Consider the following 25,555-nt stretch of genomic DNA (forward strand, 5'->3'; position numbering starts at 1 on the left):
GCGGGCGTTCCGGCCGCGCTAGCCCAGGCGGGCCTCGATGGTCTCGATGATGCGCGGACGCAGCTCGGCGGCGCGGATGACGGCGTCCACCGAGCCGACCTCGACGGCGCGGTGGATGTTGTGCACCCGGTCGAACTCCGCGGCCACCTCGCTGAGTTTCTCCGCGCGCACCGACGAGCGCAGCTCGTCGAGCTCCGCGGTCAGCGCGGCCCGTTCGGTGCCGGCCGAGGCGGCGGTGCGGGCCTCCAGGTCCCGTACCCGCGAGTCGGCTGCCGTACGAGCGTTGACGTCGGCGGAGAACACCACAGCGGCGGCGGGTGCGCCACCGAGCACCGAGGCGAACGAGCCCTCCAGCGCCAGCACCGTCATGTTCGGGTTCAGCGCCTTCGAGAACACCACGAACGCACCGCCGTGGTAGCGCGAGATCACGCAGAAGACGATGGGCCCCTGGAAGTTCACGATCGCCCGGCCGATCTCGGCGCCGTACTCCAGTTGCAGCTTGCGCATCGACTCCGGCGAGCCGTCGAAGCCGGACAGGTTCGCCAGCACGACGAGCGGCCGGTTGCCGCTGGCCGCGTTGATCGCCCGCGCGGCCTTCTTCGACGAGCGGGGGAACAGCGTGCCCGCCGTGTAGGTGTCCGGGCCGTCGGTGGGCGGGAAGCCGTGCCGGGGCACCGACCGGGACTCGATGCCGAGCAGGCAGACGGGGATGCCACCGAGGTGGACGTCCTGCACGACTGCGGTGTCCGCGTCCGCCATGCCGGCCCAGCGCTCCAGCACCGGGTGGTCCTGGTCGGAGAGGGCCCGCATCACCGTACGGATGTCGAACGGCTTCTTGCGGTCCGGGTTGGACTCGACGGAGAAGATCTCCCCGACCGTGGCGAAGGCGCTGCCGGCCACGTCGTGCGGGAACCCGGAGATGTCGCGGTCGGTCGGGTCGGTGGTGACCGCCCGCCGGGGCGCGTCCTCGCCGGGCGCGACGTACGTGTGGTCGTAGTGCGCCATCACCACGTCTCGTGCGGCCGTCAGGTTCGGCGCCCAGTACTGCGCCTGCCCGTTCGGCCCCATCACCCGGTCGTAGCCGCCGATGCCGAAGTTGTCCTCAGCGGACACACCACCGGAGAAGTCGAGCGACTGCTTGCCGGTGAGCACCATCGCCGAGTCGGGCGTCATCACCAGGATGCCCTTGGTGTGCATGAGCATCGTCGCCTCGGCGTTCCAGTACGGCTGCGCGCCGACGTTGATGCCCGCGACCACGATGTTGATCTCACCGCCGGCCTGGGTGAACTCGACGATCCGCTTGAGCGCCGCGGCCACCCAGTCCATGTTCTCCGTACCGGAGGTCATCGAGATCCGGGCCCCGGCGGACAGCGCCCACCACTCCAGCGGCACCTGCATCCGCTCGGCCAGGTCCAGTGCGGCGATCACGCGCCGGCACTCCGGCTCCGACAGGGCGCCCAGCGACTTCGTCGGGTCGCCGAGCAGCACCACCCGGGTGACACCCTGGGGGTAACGCTCGGTCGGCGTCGTGACCACCCCGGCGACGATGGCGGCGCTGTTGCGCCCCTTCGGCCGGTCCACCGGCACCAACGCGTGGTCGTCGTCGAGGTCGTGCTCGACGAAGTCGCCGAGCCGGCCGGTCAGCTCGTACGGGTACACGGTGTTGCGGCTGCTGGCCCGCAGCACCTTGAGCCGGTACTCGTCGAGCGGCTCGATCGGCTCGACCGGCGGCTCCCCGACGGCCAGTTCGGCGCCGCCCGCGGCGTCGAACGAGATCCGTACGGCGATCTTGGTCAGCTCGCCGGTCCGGCGGTCGCGCTGGCGCGCGATGAACAGGATCTCCTCCAGGCCGGCGCCCGCTGTCGTCGGGCGGACCCGCCCGGCGATCATCTCCATCTCCTCGCGGGTCAGCTCGCTCGGCGGCCACACGTAGACCACGATGCGGTTGGTGTTGAAGCGCGTCTTCGACGGCCGCCGCGACTGGGCGCGGCGGATCGAGTCGAGGCAGGCGGCGATGGCGTCCTCGGTGGTCGGCAGCGCGACCAGGCGGCCGTCCTGCTCGCGAAGCTCGGTCAGGTCACGCACCTGTGCGAACGCGACGAGGCGCTCGTCGGCGCGGTTCTCCCGGGCCACGCACTGGAAGAGGTAGACCTCCTCGTCCGACGACGGCAGCCGGGTCAGGTCGAACTTGTGCAGCCGCTCCAGTTGCATCCGCTGCGCGATGTACGGGTGCAGCCCACGGATCAGCCGGTCCTCGGTCAACTGGTCGCCCGACGGGCGGAAGGTGAAGTGGTGGTGCATCACCGCTCCGCCGCGACCCGCGACGGTGGTGGTGACCCGACGGACCTGGGGCGGCAGCGGGTGCGCGGCGATGACCTCGGCCAGCGCGGCCGCCATCGCGTCGAAGTCCTCCGGCTGGTTCTCCCAGCCGAGGTAGATGTCGGCGTCCACTGCGTCCTCGCCGGTGGCCAGCTCGGCCAGCCCCCGCAGGGCGCTGCCCAATGCGTCGAAGCTGACGGCGGCGGAGACCACGCTGGAGTCGGCGCGCTCGGCGACCACGAACGTGCAGCCCGCGACCTCGCGGGTACGCACGCTGGTGAGCGACCGGTTGCCGTAGTACCGCCGGGTCAGCACCTCCAACATGACCGCGTTGTCGAGGTGGTCGCGGACGAGCCGCTGGCCGAGCAGCCGGACCAGCGGCTCGGTGCTGCGCACCATCTCGGCGATGCGCTCGGCGCGGTCCGGGGCGTCCGGGTGCGCGTCGAGGTGCCGCAGGTGCCCACGGACCTCGGCGTAGACGCGGGCGCGGTTGCGGCGCAGCAGCGGCTGGGCGAACCAGGCGAACACCACGCCGCGGGCGAGGTCCGCGACCACTGGGAAGCGGACCTGCGTCGCGGCGATCAGCCGCTCCAGCGCGAGGCCGGCCGGTTCGCGCAGCGTCTCGTCCGGCGGGGTCTCCCGCAGCCACGCGCGCAGCAGCGCCGCGACGACCTGCGCGTCCGCGGAGGCGCGCTGCTGGGCGAGGAAGATCCGGAAGACGGCCGCTTCGAGGGCGGGGGTGCGGTCCAGGTCGGTGACGCCGTACCGGCCGAGGGCCTTGCCGAGCCTGGTCTGGAACGCCTCCGGCAGCCCGGCCCGCTCGACGTCGAGGCTCTGCAGGTAGGTGTGGAAGTACTCCCGGGCGCTGTGCACGTGCGCGGCGCCGCCGTCCTCGCCCGTCGGCCGGTTGCGGCTCAGTTCGGCGAGATCGGCGAACACCTCGATGAGGTCGAGTTCGGCGGCCAGGGGCCGCTGACCGGCTTCGGTGGCCGTCCGCCGCGCGGTGAGGTAGTCGTCGAGCACCCGGCGGTCGTCGTGCGGGTCGACGTCGAAGCCGAGCAGCAGACCTCGCAGGTCCTCCTGGCCGCGCCTGCTGCGCTCGTACGCCGGGATGTCCGTGGCGGCGGTGGGCAGGTCCAGTTCGACGGTCTCGGTGCTCTGGTCGTCAGTGGTCTCCTCGGCGTCGTCCGCGAGCGGCTCCAGGCGCAGCAGCGGCGCACCGGCCTCCACCTGGCTGCCCACCGACACGGCGCACTCCTTGAGCCGCGCCTTGAACGGCGCCCGCAGCACCGTCTCCATCTTCATCGCTTCCAGCACCAGCACCGGCGCGCCCGCCTCGACCTCCGCGCCAACCTCCAGCGGCGTGGCGACGACCAGCGCGGGCATCGGGGAACGCAGGACGCCACCCTCGTCCCGGCTGACCCGGTGCGTCACGCCGTCCACCTCGACCAGGTGGGTCGGCCCGTACGTGCCGGTGAGCAGGCGGTAGCGGATGCCGTTGACGACGATCTGACCGGTGTGCCGGTCGAAGCGGTCCAGCTCGACGTCGGCGGTGCGCACGACGGGGCCGGTCTCGATGCCGACCCGGAACCGGTGCGCGCCGACCCGTGCCACCCGGGTGCGGTAAGCGACGCCGCGCAGCTTGAGGTCCAACGGTCGGCCGCTGGCGTGCTGCACCTGCGGGCGCCCGCCGGCCGCCGTCGACAGCAGCCGCTGCCGCTCGACGCGCTCCTCCTCCTCGTACGCCTCGATGGCGGCGGCGGCCAGGGCGACAGCGGAGTGGCGGTGGGTGACGAGGCGGCCCTCGCCGCGGACGCGGTCGATCCAGCCGGTGTCCGCGCTGGCGTCGATCACCTCGGGCTGGTCGAGCAGGTCGAGCACGAAGCTCTTGTTCGTCGCCCCACCTTCGATGATCACCGTGGTGTTCGCCATCGCCCGGCGCAGCTTGCCGAGCGCCTCGTCGCGGTCCCGGCCGTACGCGATGATCTTCGCGATCATCGAGTCGAAGTCGGCCGGGATGGTGTCACCCTCGCTGACGCCGGTGTCCACCCGGATCCCGGGGCCACTGGGCAGGTCCAGCCGGGCGATGCGGCCGGGGGACGGGGCGAAGTCTCGGTCGGGGTCCTCGGCGTTGAGCCGCGCCTCGATGGCGTGCCCGCGCTCGGCCGGCGGCGCACCGTCTAGGCGCCCGCCGGCGGCGACGTGCAGCTGCGCCTTGACCAGGTCGAACCCGGTGGTCAGCTCGGTGATCGGGTGCTCGACCTGGAGGCGGGTGTTGACCTCGAGGAACGCGAACAGCCGGTCCCCGGGGTGGTAGAGGAACTCGACTGTCGCCGCGCCCCGGTAACCGACAGCCACGGCCAGCCGCTCGGCCGACGTCTTCAGCTCGGCGGCCTGCGCCGGGTCGAGCACCGGCGACGCCGACTCCTCGATGACCTTCTGGTTGCGTCGCTGCACCGAGCAGTCGCGGACGCCGAGCGCCCACGCGGTGCCCTGTCCGTCGGCGATCACCTGGACCTCGACGTGCCGAGCCCCGGTGACCAGGCGCTCCAGGAACACGATGCCGCTGCCGAACGCCCGTGCCGCCTCCTGGCTGGTGCGCTCGTACGCGTCGACCAGCTCGGCTTCGTTCCTGATCACGCGGATGCCGCGCCCGCCGCCGCCGGCGGTCGCCTTCAGCATCAGCGGGTAGCCGACCTCGGCCGCCGAGGCACGTGCGGCGTCCAGGGTCTCGACGGCGCCGCGGCTCCACGGCGCGACCGGCACGCCGACCTTCTCGGCGATCAGCTTCGAGCCGATCTTGTCGCCGAGTTGGCGCATGGCGTCCGCGCTCGGCCCGACGAAGGTGACGCCGATCTTCTCGCACAGCTCGGCGAACGCCGGATCCTCGGCGACGAAGCCCCAGCCGACCCACGCGGCGTCGGCCCCGGTCTCGGCCAGGGCGCGCTCCAGCACCGCCAGGTTGAGGTACGGGCGGGCGGACGCCGGACCGAGATCGTAGGCGATGTCCGCTTCGCGGACGAATGTGGCGTTGCGGTCGACATCGGTGTAGAGGGCCACGGTTTCGAGCGGGATGCCGGTCTCCGCGGCCAGCTCGCGGACCGCGTGGATGAGCCGCATGGCGGCTTCACCACGGTTGACGATGGCGACACGGTTGAACACCCGAAGAACCCCTTAGCTAGACCTCGACCTGCGTGCCGGAAGACGACGGCCTCCCAGCAGTGATCACCTTTCCGCGTGGCGGCGGCCAGCGCTATGGCGCAACCACCGAACCCACCGTCCCTCAGTTGTAGGAAGTGCACAAAACTTTTTGGCACCCCCGAGGACGCGCCGACCCGGTCTGGCCGCTCCGGCAGTTGATCAAGACGGTGCGGGCGGTTCACGTCCGCAGCCTCCCGTGTTCACCCCCGGGTGATCGGCTGACCAGGAAGATCATCGCCGGTCCGGTCAACCGCCGGCCCGGCTCGACCATCCCGGCCCAGGCCAGGGACGCACCAGGAAAGGAGCGGCAATGAGGGCACCGCACCTCGTACGCCCACGTCTGGCGCTGCTGCTCGCGGCGGGACTCACCGCGCTCGTCACGCCGGCCGGCGTCGCCCACGCCGCGACCGCCACGGTACCCGCGACGGGCACCCCGATCACCATCACCTCGACCGCGCAGCTCGCCCCCGGCGTCACGTACGGCTCGTTCCAGGTGAGCACGCCCCGGGGCGTCACCGTCGGTTACCTGCTCACGGCCGACCTGAAGAAGAACAAGGTCTCCCTGGACCTGCTGCACCCCGCCGCTGTCGCGCAGCGCCAGGTCGTCTCCTCCATGACGAACGACCAGGGTGCCGTCGCCGGCGTCAACGGCGACTTCTTCAACAACAGTGAGACGCACGCCGGCGTCACCCCGACCTACTCGTCGTCCGGTCCGGAGATCGCCGACGGCGAGGAGTTGAAGTTCGCGGTGCCGACCGCGCAGCGTTTCGGCCCCGGCCTGGCCCCGGGCACCTCGACCCGGGACGTGTTCGGCGTCGGCGTGAACGGCAAGGCGCGCGTCGACACCCTGAGCCTGGACGGCGAGGTGCGCAGCACGAAGGGCACGATCGCGCTCGGCGGCCTCAACCAGTACGCGCTCCCGGTCGACGGCGTCGGCCTGTTCACCGCCGACTGGGGGACCACCTCCCGGGTCCGGTCCACCTGCGGCACCGACACGAGCCGCAGCGACCCGTGCAGCACCCACACCTACGAGGTGACCGTACGCGACGGTGTGGTGACAGCGGTCGGCCCGACGCCCGGTGCGGGCACCATCCCGGCCGACACGCAGGTGCTGGTCGGCCGGGAGGGCGGCGCGGACGCGCTCGACGACCTCGCCGTCGGTGACCGGGTGCAGGTGCGCGAGAAGCTCGAGTCCGCCGGCAAGCCGAAGCTGACCTTCGCGGTCGGTGGCGCGCCGATCCTGCGCGACGGCGCGCCGCTGGCCGGCCTGGACACCAAGACCGCCGCGGTACGCAGCGCGGCCGGCGTCAGCCCCGACGGGCGAACCGTGTACCTGGTCGCCCTGGCCGGCCGCGCCCCGGCCAGCGCCGGGTTCACGATCGCCGAACTGGCCGACCTGATGCGCTCGCTCGGCGCGGACGCCGCCGTGAACCTCGACGGCGGCGGGTCGAGCACTGTCGCCGTCCGCGAGCCGGGCCAGACCGCAGCCACCGCCCGCAACAGCCCGTCCGACGGTACGGAGCGAATGGTCGCCAACGGCATCGGGATCTTCGTGGGCAAGCACTGATAGGTGTACCCACTCGAATTCGCCCCGCCCGATGCCACCGGACGGGGCGAATTCGCGTACCCGAGAAGCCGGGCACCCGGACTGTCGGCCCCGGGTCGGACAATGAGGTCGACCGAAGGGACCCGATGACCGTTCTCGACACCCGGGCGCTCAACCGCGCGACGCTCGCCCGGCAGCTCCTGCTCGACCGCGCCGACCTGCCGGCGCTCGACGCCGTCGCCCACCTCGGTGGCCTACAGGCCCAGGAGCCGCAGGAGCCGTTCATCGGGCTGTGGTCGCGGCTGCGCGCGTTCGACCCGACGGTGCTCTCGACCCTGCTGACCCAGCGACACGTGGTGCGTACCCACCTCATGCGCCGCACCGTCCACCTGCTCGTCGCCGACGACGCCGTGGCCTGGCGACCCCGTCACGACGCCATGCTGCGCCAACGCGTGCTCGGGGTCTACCGCGGCGAGCTCGACGGGGTGGACCTCGACGACCTCGCCGCTGCCGCGCGGGCGGTGGTGGCCGACGGTGAGCCCCGCTCGATGCCCGAGATCGGGCGGGCGCTCAGCGAGCGCTGGCCGACGCCGGGGCCGCGGGCGCTGGGCGAGATCGCTGTCGCGCTGCTCCCGATGACACAGCTGCCGCCACGCGGGCTGTGGCGGACGACGGGAGGCGCGCGTTACGTCCTGCTCTCCGCATGGCTCGGCCGGGAGGTCGCCCCGCCGACCCCGGCGGGCGCCGATCCCGTCGGCCAACTGCTCGTACGCCGCTATCTGGCCGCGTTCGGCCCGGCGGCCACTGCGGACCTGCGGGCCTGGTGCGGCCTCGCCGGGCTGCCCGCCGCGGTGACCGCCATGCGGGACGAGTTGGTGACCTTCCGCGACGAGCGTGGCCGGACGCTGATCGACCTTCCCGACGCGCCGCGCCCCGACCCGGAGACACCCGCCCCGGTGCGGTTCCTGCCGGCGTTCGACAACGCGATCCTCGGCTACGACGACCGCAGCCGGATCATCGACGACGCGCACCGTCTCCTCTCGGTGGCCGGCGAGCGCGTGGTGCTCGTGGACGGCCGGGTCGCGGCGACCTGGAGCGTCGACTCGGGCGCGGTGAGCATCAACCCACTACGCGGCTTCTCCCGAGCGGACCAGGCCGCCGTGACCGAGCAGGGGCAGGCCCTGGCGTCCTTCCTCTCCGACAACGAGAGCGACCGGGTGCGGGTCGGTTCGTCTCCCCGGTGACGGGCCAGGACGGTCCGACCCCGGGGAGACGAAGAGATCAGTCGACGGTCGGCGGAGCCGTCCTCGCCGCCTCGGCGAGCGCCGCCGCCGCGCCGGCGTACGGGTTGTAGCTGTAGGTGCGGGCCAGACCGGCCGGCACTGTGAAGTACGCGGCCGACAGTTTCGCCGGGTCGCTGGCGATCTCGCCACGTGCGGGGGCGTCGTTGCCGTCGTCCCAGCCCCAGGGCGCGTTGGCCGAGTTGGTCGAACAGCTCCAGGTGCCGACGCCGCAGTCGCCGGACGTGTCACCGGCGAACGTGCCCAGGCTGGCGAAGAGGCTCGCGTTGGACCGCTGTGCCCACAGGCCGCCGGCGGCGAAGATGTCGATCAGCTGATACCGCACGTCGCGGTCGTTGCTGCTGCTCGGCGTCTCGGCGACTGTCGACGGGTAGTAGACCAGGCCGTCGCCGTTGATGTCGTACTGCGGGTGTGCCTTGAGGCCGTGGCCCTGTGCCTCCTGCGCCGTCACCGGGTGCTGGAACGTGTCGTGCGGTGACGCCTGGAACCGCAGGGTGCCGTCGATGCTCTCGCCGCCGCTGGTCCAGGTGCTGCCGGCCGGCGTGTAGGAGAAGAAGTCACTGTGCGCGACAGTGACGGCCGAGCGGAGGACGCCGTACGTGGAGCCGTCGCGCTCGACCGCGAACAGCGCGCCCTCACCGTCGTTCTCGTGTTCGGTCTCGAAGAACGGGTGGTCGGTCCAGTCGCGGGGGTGGAAGAAGAAGTACGTGATGTACCAGTGGGTGCTCGTCTCCACGACGGAGTAGTACACGTGCGCGGCGAGTGCGGTGCCTGCCTGGCCAGCCCGGTCCCAGTTGTCGCGTCCGTCCAGGTCGCCGTCGAAGTCGACAGGGGTGAGGTAGTCCGACTGACCGCTCAGGGCGTGGCTGCCGGTGGCATCGACGTCCTGGTAGTGGACGGGTGCCCAGCGGAGGGCCAGCTCGGCCCGGCTGGCGGCGGCGTCGGCGGGGGTTGGTGCGGCCAGCGCGGTGACCGCCAGCACCGTCGCCGCGCCTGCCGCGATCAGTGCCCTCACTCCCCGGGGTCGCCGGGTCGTGCTGCTTGCGTCGAGCATGGTGTGCTCCCGTGTCCGAATGAATAGACCACAATGGATCATTCGGGGTTCGGGCGCCCATTGGGTGTCAGTGCGGCGACGAGAAGGCGGACGATGTTCGACGGGATCGGGATCGTCTTGTATCAATGCTCACCGACTGTCATGCTGTGGTTCGGTCGTGCTCGGGGAGCCAGCGCGCACCAGATCTCCTCCGGTCCACGGGGCGCGCGAGGTGACCATGTCACCCGTGCCGGGCAGCCTCGTCGGCGACCGGAAACCCGAGCGCGGCACCGTCCACCACCTCGGTCATCGGTGCCCGCTGACCACGGAGGTGCCGATGCTTCGCATGTTCCTCACTGTCACGACCATGGCGCTGGCCGCCTGGACCGGAACGACCACCGCCGCCGAAGCGACACCCGCGCCGACGCCGTCAGCGACGCCGACGCCGGCCTGCCCGCCGGCCCTGCCGATCAGCGCCAGCGTCACCGGGAACACCACCACGAGCCTGACCATCTCGTACTCGATATTCTTCCGCCCGCCCTGCGGCTACGACCCGCCGATGACCGTCAGCCTCTTCACCAGCCGCGAGGACGCCCAACAGTGGCGGGCCGCTGTCGCCGAGGGCGTCTCCGGGCCGGAGCGCTACGGCTCGGTGACCATCGACCGGCTCACTCCCGACACGGAGTACTGGTACCGGTTCACCGACGTCGACGGCCGACGCGACCCGTACGTGATCGCCTCGGCCCGGACCGCCTCGCTGACCTCGTGCCGCGCCACGGCCACGATCGATGCCCGCTGGGGCAGCGGATTCGTCGCGACGGTCACGGTCCGCAACACCGGGACGCTGCCGCTGGACCAGTGGCGCGTCTCCTGGCGGTGGTCCGGTGACGAGCAGGTCCACACGGCCTGGGGTGGGGTGGCCGAGACGGTCGGCTCCGACGTCACAGTGCGCAACGCCTCCTACAACGGGACGCTGGCGCTGGACGGGGCTACCACGTTCGGTCTGCTCGTGACGACCAGCGCGGTGCCGGACGGCCTGACCCTGACGTGCGCGCGGTGAACGACGGCCGCCCCGCTCCGACGCGATGGCGAAAGCGGGGCGGACGTCGTGTCGGTCAGGGCTTGCGGGCAACAGCGCCGTAGGCGTCGATCCCGACGGCGTCGGAGTCCTCGGGTCGCCACAGCGGGATCGGCACCAGGCCCGGCTCCACCATCACCAGTCCGTCGAAGCAGCTCTCGAGCTCCTCCGGGCTGCGCAGGATGTACGGAACTCCGCCGCTCTGCGCCAGCCGGTCGGCGCCGGAGACCACCGCCGGGCTGGTGTTGGTGCCGTCCCAGAGCACCAGGTGCGAGCCGGACGGCACCGCGTCCATCGTGCGTCCGACGATCGAGCGCACCACGTCCAGGTCGGGCTCGTAGCCCATCACGCCCATGTACATGACGGCGATGGGCTGGTCGAAGTCGAGTGTCTTTGCCGCCTCGGCGAGGATCTTCTCCGGGTCGTGGTAGTCGGCCGGGACGTAGGTGGTGACACCCTCCGACGTCGTGCTGGCCAGTAGCGCCCGCGCGTGCACCAGCACCATCGGGTCGTTGTCGACGTAGACGATCCGCGAGTCGGGCGCGACGCCCTGGGCGACCGCGTGCGTGTTCTGCATGGTGGGCAGGCCGGTGCCGATGTCCAGGAACTGCCGGATGCCCGCCTCGGCCGCGAGGTGACGCACGGCCCGCACCAGGAACACGCGCGACTGCTGCGCCATGAGGACGATCTCCGGGTAGACCTCGGCGACAGCGTCACCGGCCGCCCGGTCGGACTGGAAGTTGTCCTTGCCGCCCATCCAGTAGTTCCAGATCCGTGCCGCGTGCGGCACGTCGGGCTGAAGCTTCGCGGCGAGTTCGGGGTCCGGGCCGGCCATGCCTGGCTCCTATCGAGGGGTCGTCAGCTGGAGGTCTCCACAGCGGTACGCCCGGGATCGTACTCCGGCAAGGTCCACTCTCGACGCAGGGTCGGTGGCCGTGCGGCGCTTCGCCCGACCTGGGGGCTTGAAATCCTACCTTGTTGGTAGGAAAATCGACCGCATGCCACCCGTTCGGATGTTCACCTCGCGCCGGGTCGTCGACCTGATGCGGGTCGCCGCGCAGCTCTGTCCGGGCGCGCCCATCCCTGCCTGAACGGGCTTTCCAGCCCTCGCCTGCCCGGTCGTCGCCGCTGGCCCGCCGCGCGCGACCGGTATCCCCGCACCCCGCCAGCGCGGAGGTGCACCCCGTCGAGGAGGACCTGTGACGATCAACGACGCCCCAGCACCCGCCGCCGCGGACGCCCAGCCCCAGTTCGACGAGGAGTGGCGGCAGTGGCACCGACGCCACGAGGAGGCTCGGGCCGACAGGCACGGCTTCCTCGCCGTGACCGGTCTGCACTGGCTCACCTCGGCGCCGCAGCGATTTCCCGACATGCCGGGGGAGTGGCACACCGGCGAGAGCGGACCCGTTGTGGCTCTCGACGCTGACGAGGTGCTCGTCGTCGACGACCTGCCGATTCGAGGCCGGCACGAGTTCGGGCCGATCGCCGAGCGCGGCGGCGTCACAGTGGGAATCGACGGTGGGGTGCTGGAGGTGGCCCGCCGGGGTGGGCACGACATCCTCCGTCCCCGGCGCCCGGATCACCCACTCCGCGTCGCCTACCGGGGCACCCCCACCTATCCCCCCAGCCGCCGATGGGTCCTGAGCGGCCGCTTCGTACCGTTCGACAGCCCTCGGCCGACCACTGTCGGCGCGGCGGTGGAGGGGCTCACGCACGTCTACGACGCCCCCGGCCAGATCGAGTTCGCCGTCGACGGGGTGCCGCTGACAGTGACCGCGTTCAACGGGCACGCGCCCGGGAGCCTGTCGGTGCTGTTCACCGACGCCACCTCGGGCGTCACTACCTATCCGGCCAACCGGTCCCTGGTGGTCGGCGCCCCCGACGAGCGGGGCCGGGTCACCGTCGACTTCAACCGGGCCACCAATCTGCCGTGCGCGTACACCGACTACGCGACCTGCCCGTTGCCCCCGTCGGAGAACCGGCTGCCGATCGCCGTCGAGGCCGGCGAGAAGACCCCGTACGAGCGGCTGGCGGACAGCTCCGCCGACCGTTCGTAGTCCCAGCGGACCAGACCCTCGGGAGGATCGCCATGACCCAGTCCGCCGACGCCCCGATCGACGCCGACAGCGACGCGCTGCGGACGTTGCTGCGCCACCAGGCCAGCACCGTCACTGTGGTCACCGCTCCCGGCTCGCCGGCGGTCGGCTTCACCGCCACCTCGTTCACCTCGGTGTCGCTGGCACCGCCGATCGTCTCGTTCTGTCTGAACCTCGGGTCGTCGAGCTGGCCCGCGGTCGCCCGTGCCCGCCACGTGGCAGTGCACCTGCTCGCCCACCATCAGCAGGAGTTGGCCCGGACCTTCGCGACCAGTGGCATCGACCGGTTCGCGACACCCACTCGCTGGCGGGCCGGCCCGGAGGGGGTGCCGATCCTCGACGACACCCTGGCCTGGCTCCTCTGCCGGGTCGTCGACCGGGTGACCGTCGGCGACCACGCCGTGGTGCTGGCCGAGCCGGAGGTGCTCCGGCACGCCGACGTCGGTTCGCCCCTGCTGTACCACCGGGGGCGCTACGCCGGGCTGGCCGGCGATCAGCCGGGTGCGTCCCGCCGTCCCGCCGCCTGACCGGCGCCGCCGCTCGCCCATCCGCGCCGAGGAGATCCGCATGCGTGCGATCGTCGCAGCTCCGGACACACCCGAGGGCTTCCGGTTGACGGACCTGCCCGACCCCGTCCCCGGCCCTGGGCAGGTCCTCGTCGATGTGCGGCACGCGGCGGTCAACGCCGGCGAGATCCGTCACCTCGACGTCTGGCCGGCCGGGAGCGTGCTCGGGTACGACGCCGCGGGTCACGTGGCGCGAGGCGCGACCGACGGGACCGGACCGCGCGAGGGTGAGCGCGTGGTCGCCTTCGGCGCGGGTGCCTGGGCCCGTCTCGCGGTGTTCGACGTGGACAGCGTGGCGGTGGTCCCGGCCGACGTGGACCTGGCCGAGATGGCCGCACTGCCCATGGTTGGCCTGACCGCACTGCGCACCCTACGGACGTCAGGCGCGCTCCTCGGTCGCCGGGTGCTGATCACGGGCGCGTCCGGGGGTGTGGGTCAGGTCGCCGTCCAGCTCGCGCGACACGGAGGCGCCTACGTGGTCGCGGTGGTCGGTTCTTCTGCTCGTGGCGCCGGGCTGGCCGATCTGGGCGCCGACGAGGTGGCGGTCGGCCTCGATGCGATCGTCGACCCGGTCGACGTGGTGCTGGAGACGGTCGGCGGTCCTTCGCTGGTGGCGGCCTGGGGTCTGCTTGCCCCGGGTGGGGTCCTGCACAGCATCGGCTGGGCGTCCGGTGAGCCGTCCGTCTTCCCGGTGAACTCCACCTTCGCCCCGGGCGCGGCACGGACGCTGCGGTCCTTCGGCGACGCCACCGCGGCGGGGCCGGATCTCGCGGTCCTGGCGGGTCTCGTGGCCCGCGGAGTGTTGCGGTCGCCGATCGGTTGGCGCGGCTCGTGGCAGCGCCTCGGGGAGGCGGCCGACGCGCTGCGGGGACGCCGCGTGGCGGGCAAGGTTGTGCTCGACCTGGATTGAGGACTGGCTTCCGGCTGACCCGGCAACCGGGCGCAATCCCTGTAAACCCTATAGCCTTAGTAGGATATGCGTCAACGAATCGACGCCCGCCCGTGCGATAGCCGACATCCGGCCCTGGATTCGTTGACACCACCACGCGCTGGAGGTGGACTCGGTCTCATGTCCAGCGAGCTGCGGCTGACGATCCGTGGCCACATCGACTTCGGTCGAGTGTGGTCGAGTTCCTGTCTGGCCTGACCCGGCACCCTCGCCCATAGCCCGGCCCGCCGTACCGGCCCGCCGGGGTGGGGCGCACCGCCGCGCCGCCACCGCACCCGACACCCTCACCGGCCCACGCCCCTGCGTGGGGCCGGGTGTCGGCATACCCGCTTCCGCCTGCCTGGACAGGAGATCTCACCATGCCCGCGAACCGTCTGCGAACCCTGCCCGCCACCGCGCTCGCCGCACTGCTCGCCGTCGTTGCCGGCTGCTCCACCGCCACCCCGACCGCCGAGGCCGCCGGCCAACCCCGCTCCGGCGGCACCCTCACCTGGGCCGTGGAGACCGAGCCGGTCACCCTCAACCCGCACCAGTACGCCCAGGCCAAGGCCCGCCTGCTGGTCTGGAACACCTTCGAGTCGCTGCTCACCTACGACCAGCAGGGCAAGCTCGTGCCGTGGCTGGCGACCGGCTGGACGGTCACGCCGGACGGGCTCTCCTACACCCTGACGCTGCGCGACCGGGTCACCTTCTCCGACGGCACGCCCTTCGACTCGGCGGCCGTCAAAGCCAACATCGACAAGCTCCGGGAACCCGGGTACGCCCCGGCCGTCGCCGCCGTCCAACTGCGCAACCTCAAGGCCGTCGAGGCGGTCGACCCGCGCACCGTACGGCTCGTCCTCAGCGCGCCGGACGTGCTCATCCTCGACTTCCTCGCCTCCCCACAGGGCGCGCAGGTCTCCCCGACGTCGCTGCGCCAGGCGAAGAACCTCAAAGCCGGCGGCATCGACGTGGTCGGCACCGGGCCGTTCGTGCTGGACCGCTACGTCCCCGGCCAGGAGCTGCACTATCGGCGCAACGCCAGCTACGACTGGGCGCCACCCACCGCGACGCACACCGGCCCGGCGCACCTCGACGGGATCACCTACCGGTTCCTCAAGGAGTCGGCGGTACGCGTCGGCGCCCTCACGTCCAACCAGGTGCAGATCATCGAGGGGGTGCCGGCCACCGACCAGCCGCTGGTAACCGGCAACCGGACGCTGCGCCTGAACCGCGAACTCAACTCCGGCTCCGCCTACTCCTACTACTTCAACACCTCCCACGCGCCCTTCGACGACCTGCGGGTCCGGCAGGCGTTCCGGGAGGCCGTCGACGTGGACACCGTGTTGAAGTCGGTCTACCGCGACACCGCCACCCGTGCCTGGAGCGTGATCAGCCCGTCCAGCCCGCTGTACGACAAGCGGCTCGAAGGTGGCTACAGCGGCGACACCGCCAAGGCGAACACCCTGCTCGACCAGGCCGGATGGGCTGCCCGGGACGCCGACGGCTACCGGGTGAAGGCCGGTAAGCGGCTCACCGTACGGCTCGTGCAGTCCGCACCCTTCGTCCGGGACCGCCGCGACGTCCTGGCCCAGGCCGTCCAGGCCGCCGTCAAGCAGAGCGCCGGCATCGACCTCAAGGTGTCGCTTGTCGACCAGGGCACCGCCACCGACGCGTTCCAGCGCAACGAGTACGAGGTCTTCGACAACTCGCGCGCCGACACCGACGCCGGCGCCGCACTCAACCTGCTGCTGCACTCGTTGGGCGGCATCAACCGCACCCAGGTCAACGACCCGCGCATCGACAAGCTTCTGGAGACCGGTCAGGCCACCGCCGACCCGACGAAGCGCGCCGGCATCTACGCCGACCTGCAACAGCAGGTCGTCGCCGAGCAGGCCCTGCTGCTGCCGCTGTACGCCCCGGCCGACCAGATCGCCGCCAGCACCAGCGTCGGCGGGGTGCGCTTCGAGCCCACCGCCGGGGTTCCCGCCAGCGCGTACGACCTGTGGATCGGCAAGTGACATGAGCCGCCCACCCGTACGTGCCGTGGCCCGCCGGCTCGGTGCCGGCCTGGTCGTCCTCTGGGTCGCGGCCACCGCCGCCTACCTGGCACTGCTGGCCGCCCCCGGTGACACAGTGGACAACATCGTCGGCGACGGCGCCGACACCCCGCAGATCCGTGCCGAGATCACCACCGAGTGGGGGCTGGAGCGCCCTGCCGTCGTGCAGTACCTCGACTACCTCCGGCGGCTCGTCGGCGGCGACCTCGGTCGCTCGTACCTGTTGCAACGCCCGGTCGCCGAGGTGATCGGCGAACAACTCGCCCCGACCCTCACCCTCGCGGTCGCCGCCGCCGGGCTCGGGGTGCTGCTCGCCCTGCTCATCGCGGTGGCCACCGCCGGCGACCGGCGACCGTGGCTGCGCCGGGTCAGCTCCGGCACCGAACTGCTGCTGGTCTCCACCCCGCCGTTCCTGATCGGACTTCTGCTGCTCAGCGTGCTGTCGTTCCGGTTCGGGATCTTCCCGGTCTCCGGCGATCGGGGGATCGCCGCGTTGGTGCTCCCCGCCGTCACCCTCGCGCTGCCCATCACCGGGCTGCTGACCCAGGTGCTGCGCGACGGCATCGACAAGGCCCTCGACGAGCCCTTCGTGCTCACCGCCCGCGCCCGAGGCGTACGGGAACGGACGGTGTTGGTGCGCCACGCGTTGCGGCACGCCCTCCTGCCGGCCGTCACCCTGGCCGGCTGGCTCTTCGGCATCCTGCTCGGCGGCGCCGTGATCGTCGAGCAGGTCTTCGGCCGCCCCGGCCTCGGCCAGGTCACCCTCACTGCGGTCACCACCCGGGACATGCCTGTGGTGCTGGCCGTGGTCACCCTCTCGGCTGCCGTCTACGTCGTGGTCAACACCGCAGCCGACCTGGCGTACCTGCTGGTCGACCCGCGTCTGAGAAGGAGCTGACCCCGATGACAGTCACAGTGGGCCCCCCGCTCACCGACGCCCCCGCGCGGATCCTCGCCGACCCGGCCGAACCGGCCGTACGCCGACGGTCCCGGCCGCGACCCGGCCTGCTCGCCGCCGGGGCGTACCTCATCCTGCTGGTGGTCGCCGCGGTCTGGCCGGCGGCGCTCGCCCCCGGCGACCCGCTCGCGGCCGACCCGCTCGGCGTGCTCGGCCCGCCCGACGCGGCGCACTGGTTCGGCACCGACCACCTCGGCCGCGACGTCTGGACACGGGTGGTGCACGGCGTCGGCCACTCGCTCACCATCGGTGTCGCCGCCACCGCGCTCGCGGTGGCCGGCGGGGTGCTGCTCGGCCTGCTCGCCGGCCTCACGCACCGGATCGCCGACGAGGCGCTGAGCCGCACGTTCGACGCGCTGTCGGCATTTCCCATGCTGCTGCTGGCCCTGCTGTTCATCGCCATCGCCGGCCCCGGCACCGCCAGCCTGATCATCGCCATCGGCATCGCCACCCTGCCGCACCACGCCCGCGTGGTCCGTGGTCAGACGCTCGTCGTCCGCCGCGCAGGCTTTGTCGAACAGGCAGTCACCTTCGGCCAGTCCCGGCCCCGGCTGGTGCTGCGCCACGTTCTCCCCAACGTGGTCGGCCCGGTGCCGGTGCTCGCGGTGATCGGGCTCGGTGAGGCGATCCTGGCCGCCGCCGGGCTCAGCTTCCTCGGCATGGGCGCACAGCCGCCGTCGCCGGAGTGGGGGGCGATGCTCTCCGAGGGACGCAACTACCTCCAGGTGGCCTGGTGGATCAGCATCCTGCCCGGCCTGGCGGTCACCGCCACAGTGGTGTCGTTGACCGTCGTCGGCCGCCACTGGCAGGCACGCTTCGACGGGCGGCGGCGCTGATGGCACCCCTGGTCACGGTCGAGGACCTGCACGTCGACTTCGACACCCCGACCGGCCGGGTGGCCGCGGTGCGCGGGATCAGCTTCACCGTCGAGCGTGGCGAGTGCGTGGCCGTCGTCGGGGAATCCGGCTCGGGCAAGAGCGTCACCGCTCGTACCCTTGTCGGTCTCGCCGGCCCGGGCGCGCGGGTCCGCGCCGCCCGACTGGAACTCGCAGATCGGGACGTGCGGGGCCACCGGCCACGGGACTGGCGGCGGATTCGTGGCCGCTTCGCCGGGCTGGTGTCGCAGGACGCGCTGGTCTCCCTCGACCCGCTGCGCACCGTGGGCGCCGAGATCGGTGAGGTGCTCACCACCCACGAGATCGTCGGCCGCCGCGAACGGGCCGGCCGGGTCACCCACCTGCTCGACGAGGTCCACCTGCCGGAGCCGGAACGGCGGGCCCGGCAGTACCCGCACCAGCTCTCCGGTGGGCTGCGGCAACGAGCGCTGATCGCCTCGGCGATCGCCGGCGAGCCGGCCCTGTTGATCGCCGACGAGCCGACCACAGCGCTGGACGTCACAGTGCAGGCGCAGATCCTGCGGTTGCTCGCCGAGCGACGCGCCGCCGGGGTGAGCCTGCTGCTGATCAGCCACGATCTGGCGGTCGTCGCCCAGGTCGCCGACCGGGTCCTGGTGATGCGCGACGGTCGGATCGTCGAGCACGGCCCCACCGACCGGCTGCTGCGGGCACCGGAACACCAGTACACCCGACAACTGCTGGCCGCGGTGCCGTCCGCGACCTCGCGGGGCCGCCGGCTCGCCGGGCCGGCACGGGCCGGGGACGCACGGGCGACGCTGCCCGCCCGGCCCGAGGTCCGCGCCGACGACACAGTGCTCGACGCGACCGGTCTGACCAAGAGGTACGGCGAGCACACGGTCGTGCGGGACGTCTCCTTCACCATCGCCCGGGGTGAGACGCTCGGCCTGGTGGGGGAGTCCGGTTCCGGCAAGAGCACTGTGGCCCGGATCGTCGCCGGTCTGCTCGACGTCGACGCGGGCGCCGTCACCTTCGAGGAGACGCCGTGGGCCGGCGTGCCGGAGCGGGCCCGCCGCCCGCTGCGGCGCCGGTTGCAGCTGATCTCGCAGGATCCGCTGAGCTCCTTCGACCCGCGCTACAGCGTCGGGCGGGCCGTCGCGGAGAACCTCGGCCCCGAGGTCGGCCGCGCCGACCGCCGCGAGCACGTCGTCGACCTGCTGCGTCGCGTCGGTCTCGGCGCGGACCTGTTCGACAGGCATCCCCGGCAGCTCTCCGGTGGGCAGCGGCAGCGCGTCGCCATCGCCCGTGCCATCGCTCCCCGACCCAGCCTGATCATCTGCGACGAACCGGTCTCCGCCCTCGACGTCTCCGTGCAGGCGCAGGTCCTCGACCTGCTGGCCGAGCTGCGCGCCACCGACGGCACCGCCCTGCTCTTCATCTCCCACGACCTGGGCGTGGTGCACCACCTCAGCGACCGGGTGCTGGTGATGCACCAGGGAGCGGTGGTCGAGCAGGGCCCGGTCGGCGACGTCTTCACCTACCCCCGACACGACTACACACGGTCCCTGCTGAACGCGCTGCCCACGCTGGTCACCGCCGGCCGACCGGAGGAGAGACACCCATGACCGAGAAGAGCCTGCACCTGGCCGTGGCCCTCGACGGCCTCGGCTGGCATCCCGCCGCCTGGCGGCTCTCGCACGCCGACGCGACAGCGCCGCTGACCGCGCGCTACTGGAACGCCCTCGCCGGCGAGGCCGAACACGCCGCACTGGACCTGCTCACCATCGAGGACAGCCTCGACCTCCAGTCGTCACAGCCCGACGGCCCGGACGACCGCGTCGACGAGGTCCGGGGCCGCCTCGACGCGGTGCAGATCGCGTCCCGGCTCGCCCCGCTGACCCGGCACATCGGACTGATCCCGACCACCAGCACCACCCACACCGAACCGTTCCACCTCTCCACGGCGATAGCCACCCTCGACCACATCAGCGGTGGGCGGGCCGGTTGGCGGCCCCGGGTCTCCGCGCGCAGGGCCGAGGCCGGGCACTTCGGTCGCCGTGACATCCCGCCCCTGGACCTGGCCCGCCTCGACGAACCGGAAGCCGTACGGGTCGTCGGCGACCTCTTCGCCGAAGCCGGCGACGCCGTGGAGGTGGTTCGCCGGCTCTGGGACAGCTGGCAGGACGACGCCGTGATCCGGGACGTGCCGACCGGCCGCTTCGTCGACCGGGAGCGGCTGCACTACATCGACTTCACCGGCCAGTGGTTCTCCGTCAAGGGCCCGTCCATCGTGCCCCGGTCCCCGCAGGGGCAACCGCTCGTCGCCGCGCTCGCCCACTCGTCGGTGCCGTACGCGTTCGCCGCCCGGCACGCCGACATCGTCTTCGTCACCCCGACCGGGCCGGAGCACGCCGCCGCGATCGTGGCCGAGGTGCGGGCCACCGAGGAGACCGTCGGCCGGGCGGGCGCACCGCTGCGGATCCTCGCCGACCTGGTCGTGCTGCTCGACGAGACGTCGACGCTGGCCCGGCGCCGCGGGACCCGCCTCGACGAGCTGCACGGCGCGCAGTTCACCTCCGACGCGTCCATCGTCGTTGGCACGCCGGGTGAGGTGGCCGACCTGCTCGCCGAGTGGCACCACGCCGGAGTGGACGGTTTCCGGCTGCGGCCCGCCGTGCTCCCGAACGACCTGACCGCCATCACCCGGGCACTGGTGCCCGCGCTGCGCGACCGGGGCCTGTTCCGGGCCGGCTACCCCGGCGGGACGCTGCGCGACCTGCTCGGCCTGCCCCGACCGGCCAGCCGCTACGCCGCCGCGACCGTCTGAGCACTGGAGACCGTCATGCCCAAGCAGATCATCCTGGCCGCGCACTTCCCCGGCGTGAACAACACCACGGTGTGGAGCGACCCCGCCTCCGGCAGCCAGATCGACTTCGCGTCCTTCGTCCACCTGGCCCGCACCGCCGAGCGCGGCAAGTTCGACTTCCTCTTCCTCGCCGAAGGGCTGCGTCTGCGCGAGCAGCGGGGCCGTCTTCACGACCTGGACGTGGTCGGCCGCCCGGACACGTTGACAGTGCTCGCTGCCCTCGCGGCGGTCACCACCCACCTGGGGCTGGCCGGCACGCTGAACACCACCTTCCGGGAACCGTACGAGTTGGCCCGGCAGCTGGCCAGCCTCGACCACCTCTCCGGCGGGCGCGCCGCCTGGAACGTCGTCACCACCTCCGACGCGTTCACCGGGGAGAACTTCCGCCGGGGCGGCTACCTCGACCGCACGCTGCGCTACGAGCGCGCCGCCGAGTTCGTGCGTACCGCGCGTCAGTTGTGGGAGTCGTGGCCGGCGGAGGCGATAGTGGGCGACCGGGACGGCGGCCGGTACGTCACCAAGGCCGGCCCCGGCGCCTTCGCGCACCACGGCGACCAGTTCGACATCGCCGGGCACTTCACAGTGCCCCGCAGCCCTCAGCTGCACCCGGTGATCCTCCAGGCCGGCGACTCCCCCGACGGTCGTGAGTTCGCCGCGTCCAGCGCCGACGCGATCTTCTCCCGGCACGGCACACTGGAGGACGGCCAGGAGTTCTACCGGGACGTGAAGTCCCGGCTCGCCCGGTACGGCCGCCAACCCGACGACCTCAAGGTCGTCCCCGGCGTCACGTTCGTGCTCGGCGACACCGACGCCGAGGCGCAGGAACGCGCCCACCACATCCGCCGACAGCAGGTCAGCCCGCAGACCGCGATCCTGCTGCTGGAACAGCTCTGGAATCGGGACCTGTCCGGGTACGACCCGGACGGGCCGCTGCCCGCCGAGGACCCGGACGTTTCCGGCGACGCGATCAGCCGAGGCCGGACCGGCATGTATCCCGACCCGGTCGGCACCGCCCGGCAGTGGCGGGCCCTGGCCGAGGAGAAGGGGCTGGGCATCCGCGACCTGATCATCGAGGTCACCGGCCGGCAGTCCTTCGTCGGCACCCCGCAGCAGGTCGCCGAGCGGATGAACCACTTCGTGCAGTCGGACGCCGCCGACGGGTTCATCCTGGTGCCCCACCTGACCCCGGGTGGGCTCGACGACTTCGTCGACCGGGTGGTCCCACTGCTCCAGGAGCGTGGCGTCTTCCGCACCGAGTACGCCGGCACCACCCTGCGCGACCACCTGGGCCTCAGCCCTGCGGTGACCGCGGCGGCATCCGCCTGACCCTCCAGCCGAAAGTGACGGTCCCCGCGTGAAGTTCCTGCTGATAACGCTCATCACCCACCTGCCCGACCCGGTCACCGGCCAGCGGAGGAGCACCACCGAGCGGTTCCGGGAGGTGGTCGACACTGCCGTCCTCGCCGAGGAGCTCGGGTTCGACGGGTACGGCGTCGGTGAACGGCACGAGCGTCCGTTCATCTCGTCGTCGCCGCCGGTGGTGCTGAGCCACATCGCGGCCCGCACCTCCACCATCCGGCTGTTCACCGCGGTCACCACGCTCAGCCTGCTCGACCCCGTCCGCGCCTACGAGGACTACGCCACCCTCGACCACCTCTCCGACGGCCGACTCGAACTGATCATCGGCAAGGGCAACGGGGCCGCGCAGGCGCAACTGTTCCACGTCACCGCCGACGACCAGTGGGACCGCAACCGGGAGGGCTACGAGCTGTTCCGCCGGCTCTGGCGGGAGGACACTGTCACCTGGTCCGGGACGTACCGGCCGTCGCTGACCGAGGCCGAGACCTGGCCGCGCCCGCTCCAACAGCCCATCCGGGTCTGGCACGGCAGCGCCACCAGCCGAGAATCCGTCGACCTCGCCGCCCGGTACGGCGACCCGATCTTCTCCGCGAACGTCACCAACCCCATCGAGCCGTACGCCGAACTCATCCGCCACTACCGGGAACGGTGGGCGCACTACGGGCACGACCCGGCCGACGCCCTCGTCGGTGCCGGCACCGCCGGCTTCCACGTGGCCCGCACCTCGCAGGAGGCGATCGAGCGGTACCGGCCGATCTTCGACGCCCGGGTGGCCGCGTTCCGGCGACTCGGCGTGCCACCGGTCTTCGGCACCCTGGAGGACGCCATCGACCGCAGCTCGATCCTGGTCGGCAGCCCGCAGCAGCTCGTCGACAAGGTGCTGCGCTATCACGAACAGTTCGGCCACGAGGTCATCCACCTCCAGGCCGACCACGACGGGCTGACCGACAAACAGCACCGGGAGAGCCTGGAGTTGTTCCAGGCCGAGGTGGCGCCGGTGCTGCGCCGGGAGATTCCCAGCCGTCCCTTCCATCCGCCGTTGACCGCCGCGGCCACGGCCTGACCAGAAACGGGGATCACCATGCCCTCCACGCCACTGTCCATCCTCGACCTCGCCCCGGTGCCCGCCGGTAGCACCGTCGCCGACGCCCTGCGCAACACCGTCGACCTCGCCCGTCGGGCCGAGCAGTCCGGCTACCACCGCTACTGGCTGGCCGAGCACCACCTCGCCACCGGTGTCGCCAGCTCCGCGCCGGCCGTGCTCATCGGGCAGGTCGCCGCGGCCACCAGCGCCATCCGCGTCGGCTCCGGGGCCGTCCAGGTCGGTCACCGCACCGCCCTGTCGGTCGTCGAGGAGTTCGGCACCCTCGCCGCGCTGTACCCCGGCCGCATCGACCTCGGGCTCGGCCGATCCGGTCAACGGCGCGTCGAAGCCGCCCGGGAGGTAGTCGCTCCCACCGCGCCTCCGGTCCCGGCCCGGGTGGTCGACGGATTGCTCATTCCGCCCCCGTTCTCCTACGCCCAGGTGCTCGCCTCACCGCGCTTCGCCCAGAGCAGCGCCCTGCTGCACCAACCGGGCGCCCAGCCACCGCCCTTCGCCGAACAGGTGGCCGACGTCCTGGCCCTGCTGCGCGGCGACTACACCGACGCCGACGGCCTGGACGCGCACGCCGTGCCGGGGGAGGGCACCGATCTCCAGGTGTGGCTGCTGGGCAGCAGCGGAGGGGAGAGCGCCCAACTCGCCGGCGCGCTGGGCCTTCCCTTCGCCGCCAACTACCACGTCAGCCCCTCGTCGGTGCTCGACGCGGTCGCCGCCTACCGCGCCGCGTTCCGGCCCTCGACCGCGCTCACCGCTCCGTACGTGGTGGTCTCCGCCGACGTGGTAGTGGGCGAGACCGACGACGCCGCACGCCGGTTGGCCGCACCGTACGGCCCGTGGGTGCGCAGCATCCGCAGCGGCGAGGGTGCGATCCCGTTCCCGAGCCCGCAGCAGGCCGCCGCGCTGCCCTGGACCGACGACGATCGCGAACTGGTCGCCGACCGGGTGGACACCCAGTTCGTCGGATCACCTCCGACGGTGGTCGAGCTGCTGCGTACCCTGCGCGACGTCACCGCCGCCGACGAGCTGCTCGTCACCACGATCACCCACGCCCACACCGACCGGGTCAGCTCCTACGAGCTGCTCGCCAAGGAGTGGAACGACTGACCCGGCGGGGACGGCGGCGGTGGTCGGTAGACCGTCACCGGGTGCCGGACGACACCGTCGAACAGGTACCCGAGAGCGTTGGGGCGGGCCTGGTCCGGCTGGCTCGCCCCGGTGACGTCGGTGGCCCGAGCCCGCACCGTGAACCGGCCGGGCCGTGGCGGACGCCAGAGCGTCGTCCAGCGCTGCCAGGCGCCGCCCTCGTCGTCGGCGTGCAGGTCGGCGGGTTGCCAGGTCACCCCGTCGTCGGTGCTGATGTCGACGGCGCGGATCGGGCCGTTGCCGGACCAGGACCGGCCGGCGATCAGCAGCGGCTCGCCGTTCGGAACGCTGACGTCCCACGGCAGCTCGAAGGCGCTCTTGACCACCGGGGCCGTCACCAGCCGGCCGTCGACCGGATGGCCGGGCCCGAACAGGCGGTAGAACCGGGTGTTCCACGCCGAGGAGAGAGGCGTCGCGGAGACCTCGATCGGACCGACCCACTTGATCGAGGAGATGCCGATCCAGCCCGGCACCACCACCCGCACCGGGAAGCCGTGGTCGACCGGCAGCGTCTCCCCGTTCATCTCGTACGCCAGCAGCACGTCGTCGAGGGCCTTGGCGATCGGGATCGGGCGGCGCACTCGGCCGAGATTCACCCCGCCGGTCACGAAGTCCGGGTCCAGGCCCTCGGGCTGCACGTCGACAGCGTCCTCGGTCAGCCCGGCGTGGCGCAGGACGGTCGACAGCCGTACGCCGCGCCAGCGCGCCACCCCCACCGCCCCGAGACCCCACGGCACCCCCGGTGTCGGGTGGGCCTGCTGGGAGGCGAAGAGGCGGCGACCGTTGCCCGCGCACTCCAGCAGGGCCGGGGTCTCCTCGGCGGGCATGGCCCGCAGGTCGCCGTAGTCGAACTCGACCGGGTCGTCGCGGGTCGGTGAGCCCCGCAGGCCGGTGCCGAACAGGCGCAGACGCCACGCGTCCACGTCCAGCAGCGGGCTGCGGGTGTGGTTGCGGACGAAGAACCGGTCAGTGGGGACCGCGAAGCCCTGCCCCGCCATGGCTTCCCACCGCATCTCGGCGTTGCCGTCGCGGAGGGTGAGCAGCCGTGGGGGTAGTGGCTTGGCGATCGTCGCGTCCGTACGGGACGGGAGGGAGAGAGTCACCCGAACCCCTCCGAATCTTTGTTGGCAAATCCTATTGAATCA

Annotated in this window: 18 protein-coding genes; 14 read left to right on the forward strand and 4 right to left on the reverse strand. The window is 72.3% G+C overall.

Annotated features, from left to right (window positions below):
* Positions 1 to 18: 18 nt before the first annotated feature.
* Positions 19 to 5,481 carry an ATP-binding protein gene (locus tag OG598_RS06950; protein WP_328653599.1) on the reverse strand — a complete coding sequence of 1,821 codons (5,463 nt, stop codon included), beginning with the start codon at positions 5,479 to 5,481 and terminating at the stop codon, positions 19 to 21.
* A 349-nt stretch (positions 5,482 to 5,830) separates the two neighbouring features.
* Here OG598_RS06950 and OG598_RS06955 point away from each other — a divergent pair, with 349 nt between their 5' ends.
* Positions 5,831 to 7,087, forward strand: a complete 1,257-nt coding sequence (locus OG598_RS06955; protein ID WP_328653600.1) for a phosphodiester glycosidase family protein — start codon at positions 5,831 to 5,833, stop codon at positions 7,085 to 7,087.
* Between the two features lie 125 nt (positions 7,088 to 7,212).
* Positions 7,213 to 8,310, forward strand: a complete 1,098-nt coding sequence (locus OG598_RS06960; protein WP_328653601.1) for a winged helix DNA-binding domain-containing protein — start codon at positions 7,213 to 7,215, stop codon at positions 8,308 to 8,310.
* Positions 8,311 to 8,347: 37 nt separating this feature from the next.
* Here the strand turns inward: OG598_RS06960 and OG598_RS06965 are convergent, their stop codons facing one another.
* Positions 8,348 to 9,421: a hypothetical protein gene (locus OG598_RS06965; RefSeq protein WP_328653602.1), complete on the reverse strand. Its 1,074-nt coding sequence runs from the start codon at positions 9,419 to 9,421 to the stop codon at positions 8,348 to 8,350.
* 316 nt (positions 9,422 to 9,737) lie between these two features.
* On the opposite strand from OG598_RS06965, the gene OG598_RS06970 reads away from it, so the two are divergent.
* Positions 9,738 to 10,460 (forward strand): cellulose binding domain-containing protein, encoded by a 723-nt coding sequence (locus tag OG598_RS06970; protein ID WP_328653603.1) that lies wholly within the window; start codon positions 9,738 to 9,740, stop codon positions 10,458 to 10,460.
* Positions 10,461 to 10,515: 55 nt separating this feature from the next.
* Here OG598_RS06970 and OG598_RS06975 read toward each other — a convergent pair whose 3' ends face one another.
* On the reverse strand, positions 10,516 to 11,313 hold the full coding sequence (locus OG598_RS06975; RefSeq protein WP_328653604.1) for an SAM-dependent methyltransferase: 798 nt from the start codon (positions 11,311 to 11,313) through the stop codon (positions 10,516 to 10,518).
* A gap of 364 nt (positions 11,314 to 11,677) precedes the next feature.
* Between OG598_RS06975 and OG598_RS06980 the strand changes: the two genes are divergently transcribed.
* From OG598_RS06980 to OG598_RS07030, 11 genes are all read left to right on the forward strand, one after another.
* Positions 11,678 to 12,535 (forward strand): DUF1684 domain-containing protein, encoded by an 858-nt coding sequence (locus tag OG598_RS06980; protein WP_328653605.1) that lies wholly within the window; start codon positions 11,678 to 11,680, stop codon positions 12,533 to 12,535.
* A 32-nt stretch (positions 12,536 to 12,567) separates the two neighbouring features.
* A complete protein-coding gene (locus OG598_RS06985) occupies positions 12,568 to 13,101 on the forward strand; it encodes a flavin reductase family protein (protein WP_328653606.1) in 534 nt (177 codons plus the stop codon).
* Between the two features lie 40 nt (positions 13,102 to 13,141).
* Positions 13,142 to 14,050 (forward strand): zinc-binding dehydrogenase, encoded by a 909-nt coding sequence (locus OG598_RS06990; protein ID WP_328653607.1) that lies wholly within the window; start codon positions 13,142 to 13,144, stop codon positions 14,048 to 14,050.
* Positions 14,051 to 14,448: 398 nt separating this feature from the next.
* A complete protein-coding gene (locus OG598_RS06995) occupies positions 14,449 to 16,089 on the forward strand; it encodes an ABC transporter substrate-binding protein (RefSeq protein WP_328653608.1) in 1,641 nt (546 codons plus the stop codon).
* Between the two features lies 1 nt (position 16,090).
* Positions 16,091 to 17,026, forward strand: a complete 936-nt coding sequence (locus tag OG598_RS07000; protein WP_328653609.1) for an ABC transporter permease — start codon at positions 16,091 to 16,093, stop codon at positions 17,024 to 17,026.
* Between the two features lie 5 nt (positions 17,027 to 17,031).
* Complete coding sequence (locus OG598_RS07005) at positions 17,032 to 17,922, forward strand: ABC transporter permease (protein ID WP_328653610.1); 891 nt, start codon at positions 17,032 to 17,034, stop codon at positions 17,920 to 17,922.
* Positions 17,922 to 19,565, forward strand: coding sequence for an ABC transporter ATP-binding protein (locus OG598_RS07010; protein ID WP_328653611.1), 1,644 nt, complete (start codon positions 17,922 to 17,924; stop codon positions 19,563 to 19,565). Before OG598_RS07005 ends, OG598_RS07010 begins: the two co-directional genes overlap by 1 nt.
* On the forward strand, positions 19,562 to 20,767 hold the full coding sequence (locus OG598_RS07015) for an LLM class flavin-dependent oxidoreductase (RefSeq protein WP_328653612.1): 1,206 nt from the start codon (positions 19,562 to 19,564) through the stop codon (positions 20,765 to 20,767). Before OG598_RS07010 ends, OG598_RS07015 begins: the two co-directional genes overlap by 4 nt.
* A 15-nt stretch (positions 20,768 to 20,782) precedes the next feature.
* On the forward strand, positions 20,783 to 22,132 hold the full coding sequence (locus tag OG598_RS07020) for an NtaA/DmoA family FMN-dependent monooxygenase (RefSeq protein WP_328653613.1): 1,350 nt from the start codon (positions 20,783 to 20,785) through the stop codon (positions 22,130 to 22,132).
* A 28-nt stretch (positions 22,133 to 22,160) separates the two neighbouring features.
* Complete coding sequence (locus tag OG598_RS07025; protein ID WP_328653614.1) at positions 22,161 to 23,228, forward strand: LLM class flavin-dependent oxidoreductase; 1,068 nt, start codon at positions 22,161 to 22,163, stop codon at positions 23,226 to 23,228.
* An 18-nt stretch (positions 23,229 to 23,246) separates the two neighbouring features.
* Positions 23,247 to 24,371, forward strand: coding sequence for an LLM class flavin-dependent oxidoreductase (locus OG598_RS07030; RefSeq protein ID WP_328653615.1), 1,125 nt, complete (start codon positions 23,247 to 23,249; stop codon positions 24,369 to 24,371).
* Here OG598_RS07030 and OG598_RS07035 read toward each other — a convergent pair.
* Positions 24,338 to 25,513, reverse strand: a complete 1,176-nt coding sequence (locus OG598_RS07035; protein WP_328653616.1) for a sulfite oxidase — start codon at positions 25,511 to 25,513, stop codon at positions 24,338 to 24,340. The two genes, OG598_RS07030 and OG598_RS07035, sit on opposite strands and share 34 nt — an antisense overlap.
* Between the last annotated feature and the right edge of the window lie 42 nt (positions 25,514 to 25,555).

Source organism: Micromonospora sp. NBC_00330 (assembly GCF_036136635.1).
Lineage (GTDB): Bacteria > Actinomycetota > Actinomycetes > Mycobacteriales > Micromonosporaceae > Micromonospora > Micromonospora salmantinae.

Bases quoted from the DNA above. Each gene is read 5' to 3' on its own strand.
- OG598_RS06955 (WP_328653600.1), top strand. From the start codon at position 5,831: ATGAGGGCACCGCACCTCGTACGCCCACGTCTGGCGCTGCTGCTCGCG.
- OG598_RS06960 (WP_328653601.1), top strand. From the start codon at position 7,213: ATGACCGTTCTCGACACCCGGGCGCTCAACCGCGCGACGCTCGCCCGG.
- OG598_RS06965 (WP_328653602.1), bottom strand. From the start codon at position 9,421: ATGCTCGACGCAAGCAGCACGACCCGGCGACCCCGGGGAGTGAGGGCA.
- OG598_RS06970 (WP_328653603.1), top strand. From the start codon at position 9,738: ATGCTTCGCATGTTCCTCACTGTCACGACCATGGCGCTGGCCGCCTGG.
- OG598_RS06975 (WP_328653604.1), bottom strand. From the start codon at position 11,313: ATGGCCGGCCCGGACCCCGAACTCGCCGCGAAGCTTCAGCCCGACGTG.
- OG598_RS06985 (WP_328653606.1), top strand. From the start codon at position 12,568: ATGACCCAGTCCGCCGACGCCCCGATCGACGCCGACAGCGACGCGCTG.
- OG598_RS06990 (WP_328653607.1), top strand. From the start codon at position 13,142: ATGCGTGCGATCGTCGCAGCTCCGGACACACCCGAGGGCTTCCGGTTG.
- OG598_RS06995 (WP_328653608.1), top strand. From the start codon at position 14,449: ATGCCCGCGAACCGTCTGCGAACCCTGCCCGCCACCGCGCTCGCCGCA.
- OG598_RS07000 (WP_328653609.1), top strand. From the start codon at position 16,091: ATGAGCCGCCCACCCGTACGTGCCGTGGCCCGCCGGCTCGGTGCCGGC.
- OG598_RS07005 (WP_328653610.1), top strand. From the start codon at position 17,032: ATGACAGTCACAGTGGGCCCCCCGCTCACCGACGCCCCCGCGCGGATC.
- OG598_RS07010 (WP_328653611.1), top strand. From the start codon at position 17,922: ATGGCACCCCTGGTCACGGTCGAGGACCTGCACGTCGACTTCGACACC.
- OG598_RS07015 (WP_328653612.1), top strand. From the start codon at position 19,562: ATGACCGAGAAGAGCCTGCACCTGGCCGTGGCCCTCGACGGCCTCGGC.
- OG598_RS07020 (WP_328653613.1), top strand. From the start codon at position 20,783: ATGCCCAAGCAGATCATCCTGGCCGCGCACTTCCCCGGCGTGAACAAC.
- OG598_RS07030 (WP_328653615.1), top strand. From the start codon at position 23,247: ATGCCCTCCACGCCACTGTCCATCCTCGACCTCGCCCCGGTGCCCGCC.